2 protein-coding genes are annotated in these 4225 nt (G+C 78.7%); both read right to left on the reverse strand.

Going from position 1 to position 4225, the window contains the following annotated elements:
* Window positions 1-2709: BREX-2 system phosphatase PglZ (gene pglZ, locus AC5LUJ_RS19905; protein WP_493465496.1), on the reverse strand; the 2709-nt coding region annotated here is incomplete at its 3' end.
* Window positions 2706-4225 (reverse strand): BREX-2 system ATPase PglY family protein (locus AC5LUJ_RS19910; RefSeq protein WP_493465497.1); only part of this gene is annotated, 1520 nt, incomplete at its 5' end. The genes AC5LUJ_RS19910 and pglZ, both read right to left, overlap by 4 nt.

The raw sequence follows: 4225 nt of genomic DNA on the forward strand, positions 1-4225 counted from the left end.
CCGCCCGACCAGCACGGTGTCGCCGCCACCAGGTCCGCCCCCAAGGCCGCCACCACCAAGGCTGCCGAGGAGGTCTGTCGTCTCCAGTGACCACCAGCGCGGGCGCTGGTCGGGCAGCGGGCGCCAGCCGGGCGGCAGGTCGCGGCTCGCCGACGCCGCGGAGAGGCGGAACGGCAGAAAGGCCAGTACGGGCACTGTCACCTCGGCCGGCGCCGCGCCGCCGTGGTAGCCGCCCCTGCGGCCCAGGTAGTGCACGGCCGGGTCCCACAGCGCGACGATCCGCCCGCCGGGCGCGAGCACCCGTGGCCCGGCCAGCGCCACCTCGCCGTCCCGGGAGTCGTTGTCGCCCGAGCCGGGGACGCGGTGCCGGGCGGACGCGGCGTCGGCGGCGGCCAGCGTCCCGGAGCGGTGGTCGACGACATGGCCGTGGTCGCTGGTCAGGATGACCGCCCGCCCGGCGGTCCGGGCGTAGCCCAGCACCGCGCGCAGCCGGCCGACGTCGGCCAGGCTCCAACCGCCGTCGTCGCGCGGCCGGCCCCGCTCGAGCGTGTCGTCGACCGTGTTGATCACGACCGCGACCAGGGGGGTGTCCGAGGTCAGCGCGTCGGCGAGCTCCCCGTCGAGCGCGGCGCCGGGCCTGCCCGCCAGGTCGGCGTGGTGGAACAGCCGGGCAGCCCGCCGGCCCCAGCGCGGATGGCCCTCGAACTCGGCCTTCTCCTTCGTCTTGTCGCCGGTGAGCAGCCGGCCGGCGAGCAGTGACGTCCGCGAGGTGGCGGTCACGGTCGGCAGCACGGCGACGGCCGCCCGCCGCCGTGCGGAGCCGGCCGGCTCACCGTTCGGCCCACCTGGGAGGGAGCCGAGCGGGTCGCACTCCTCCCAGCGTTCGCGGCGCAGTTCGGCGGCGAGCTGGACGGCGACGGCGGCGCTCATCCCGTCGAGCACGACCAGCAGCGCCCGGCCGCCGCGGGCGGCCACGACCGGCGCGACCACCCGGTCGAGGATCTCCTCGACGCACAGCGGCCCGGCCGGCGCCGCCGCGGCGGCCGGGGCCGGCCTGCCGGTCGTGCTCCACCGGGCGAGCAGTTGCGCGAAGGCGGCGTCGAGGGCGCGGCGGCGACGGGCCGCCACCCGGTAGAGGTCGCCGTACACCGCGCCGATCGCGGGCGTGGGGTCGCCGACGGCCAGGTGACCGAGCGCGATGTCGACCCAGGCACCGTCGTCGAGGTGGGCGTCGAGGGCGCCGGCCAGCGTCGTCGGCTCGCCCGCCCGCTCCCGGCCGGGGCGCTGCCCGCCCGTGGAGCCCTGCCCGCCCGCCCGGTGCGCGGCGGCGAGCGAACCGGTGGGCTGGGTGGCGAGCCAGCCGACGAGCCGGGCGGCCATCGCGGCCCGCTCCACCGTGGCCCGCTCCACCGGGGGACGGTCGACACCGGCCAGCAGATGGTCGCGCAGCGATCCGACGGCGGTCACGACGTCGCGGGCCGCCCGCGCGAGCAGCGTGCGGTCGGCCCCGGACTCGGCGGCGGCGAGGAAGTCGCGGACGGTGGCTGCGACGGCGGCCAGCCGGTGGTCGAACCCGGCCCGCAGGATGTCGCTCGCGGCGCCGGCCACCCGGGCGTCCAGGTCGTCGAGCAGCCGCTCCGCGGTGTCGAGCAGGGCCGGGAGCGCATCCTCCGGGTGCAGGGTCGCCGACGCGGCGCCGGCCGTGTCGAGGCCGAGCCGGCTGGTGCCCGGGCGGGCCGCCACCAGCGCCGTCGTCACCACCTCGTGGACGGCGTCAGCGAACGCGCGCATGGTCGTGTCGTCGAGGCGGACGTCGCCGAAGTAACGCTCCACCCGGACCCTGGCCCGCTCGGCAGCCCGCTCGACCGCCGCGACATCCCCCGCCGCCGGTGCCGGCGGGCCGGCGGCGTCGCGGCCACGCCGGGGCCACAGACAGCCACAGACCAGGCCGAGGGCGAGCGCCCGCTCGCCGTTGCCGGCGGCGACCAGGGTGAACAGGGCCCGCCCCGCGCGGCCGGTCCGTTCGACCAGGTAGGCGGTGAGGCCGGCGCGCTCGTCGTCGCCGAGCCGGCGCAGCGCCTCGGTCGCGCCGGGGGTGGTCGTCCAGCGCAGCAGGGTGGCGATGTCCAGGTCGGCGGCGCCCAGACCCAGCTCGGTCAGGCCGAGCCGGACGGCGGCCAGCTCCGCCAGCGCGTCCTGCCGGCTCAGGCCATCGGGCCGGCGCGGCCAGCCGGCCGGGGGACGGGCCTCCAGCAGCGCCTGCGCGACCCAGCGGTACTCGGGGGCGCGTAGCCGCGGGTCGGCCTGGGTGGCGCCGAAGTCTTCCAGGACCGCGAGCCACGGCTCGATGACGTCGACCCGCTGCCGGTAGACCTGGGCCAGGACGGAGTCACCCAGCGTCTCCTCGTCGGCGTCGGTGAGCAGCACCAGCCAGCCGTCCTCGACCGGGTCGCGCGCCCAGCGGGTGACCTCCTCGAGGACGGCGAGCGGTGACACGCAGGGCACCACCCGGACCGGCCGGCCGCCGGCGTCCAGCTCCCCCGGCACCGGCCAGTCCGGCTGGGCGCGGACCAGCAGCACGCGCGGCTGGCCGCCGTGGTTGCTCCGCGCGGCGCGCCGCAGCCGGTCGACCCGGCCCAGCACGACGGCCGGGGTCACCCGGGGAGCGCCCGCGCCGCCCGCGCCACCCGGGGACGACAGGAGGGTCACGGCGCCGGCCGCCAGATGATCTCGACATCGCCGGGCTGGTCGCCGACGTGGGTGCGCAGCTCGGCTAGCGCCTCCTCCAGCTCCCCGACCCGGCCCCGCCACCGCCACGCGGTGCCCGTGCCGGCCGTGCCCGCGTCGGCCGTGCCGGCTCCGGTGCCGCCCGCCCTCGTGCCGCCTTCCGCGGCGCCGCCCTCCGTTGTGCTGCCCTGGCCGGGCGGGGGGATCGTGACGGCCGGCCTGGAGTCGGTCTGGCCGGTGCCGCGCCTCATCGGGACGGTCTCGACCGGCGGGACCTCGGCCCACGGCCTCGACCTGGTGGGATCGACGGGCCTGATGGAATCGGCGGGCCTGATGGGATCGACGGGCGGGACGGGCGCCGTGGTGGCGCGGCGGAGCAGGGTGGTCGCCCTGGTGCGGGCCTGGTTGAGCGCCGGGGCGAGCGACGTGGTCAGCTCGTCGGCGGCACCGGTGGCGCGGATCAGCCCGAGGATCTCGTGGGCCTCGGTCCGGTAGGGCTCGGGCAGTCCGGCGATGACGGCGAAGGTCTCGTCCCAGGGGGCCGCTCTGATCGCGTCGGTGACGTCGTCGGCGCGGCTGATGCTCACGGCGAACTGCGTGGCCGGGCCGGCGAGCTCGGCGCGGGCCAGCCGCCGGACGATCTCCGTGCCGCCGGCCCTGGGGTCGTCCAGCGCGAAGAGCAGGTCGCGGGCGGCCCGCGCGGTCCGCAGCCGGCCCCCGTTCGCGCCGTTGCTGTCGGGGCCGTTGCTGTCGGTGCCGGCCGCGGCGGTGCCGGCCGCGGCGAGGCCGGTGCGCGGGTCGAGCCCGAGTGCGGCGGCGTGCGTCTCCAGGGCGTCGACCAGCTTCTGGCTCGCCGCCCGGCGGGGCCGTGCCTTCTCGACCAGCTCCTCGGCGAAGCCGCGTAGCAGCCGGCCGCGCAGCAGCGCCGGCGGCCGTACCCCGAGGATCGCCTGGGCGCGTTCGCCGGCGGCCGCCCAGTCGGCCGCGTCGGGCAGCGGCTGCTCGCGCAGCGTCATGTCCCTGGTGATCGCGTTCAGCTCGGGCGGGGTCGCGAGCAGGCCGCCGTGCCGGTACCAGGCCCGGTCGGTCTGCTCGGCGAACGCGGCGACGACCAGGTGCGCGACGTTGTCGTCCAGGCCGCGCGGCTTCGGCTCGTCGATCCAGCGCAGCAGGTCGCTGACCCGCACCTCGCTGACCCGCGGCTCGCCCGGCCCCGAACCGCCTGGCCCCGAGCCGCCCGGCCCCGAGCCCGAACCGCCCGAGCCCGAGCCCGAACCGCCCGAGCCCGAGGCGCCTGGCCCCAGGGCGCCCGCGCCCGGCGCGCCGGAGCCGTCGGCCGCCGCCTGGGCGGCGCAGCGGGTGAAGTGGTCGACCCACTCGCGGCCCAGCTCGAAGCGCACCTCGTGCATCACGCCGAGCCCGAGCGCCGGCGCGATCCGCCGTACCGGGATCCGGTCGCCCCGGGCGACCTCCACCGAGCCGCCGTCCGCCTCGGCCG

It is taken from the genome of Protofrankia sp. CiP1_Cm_nod3 (genome assembly GCF_982290655.1).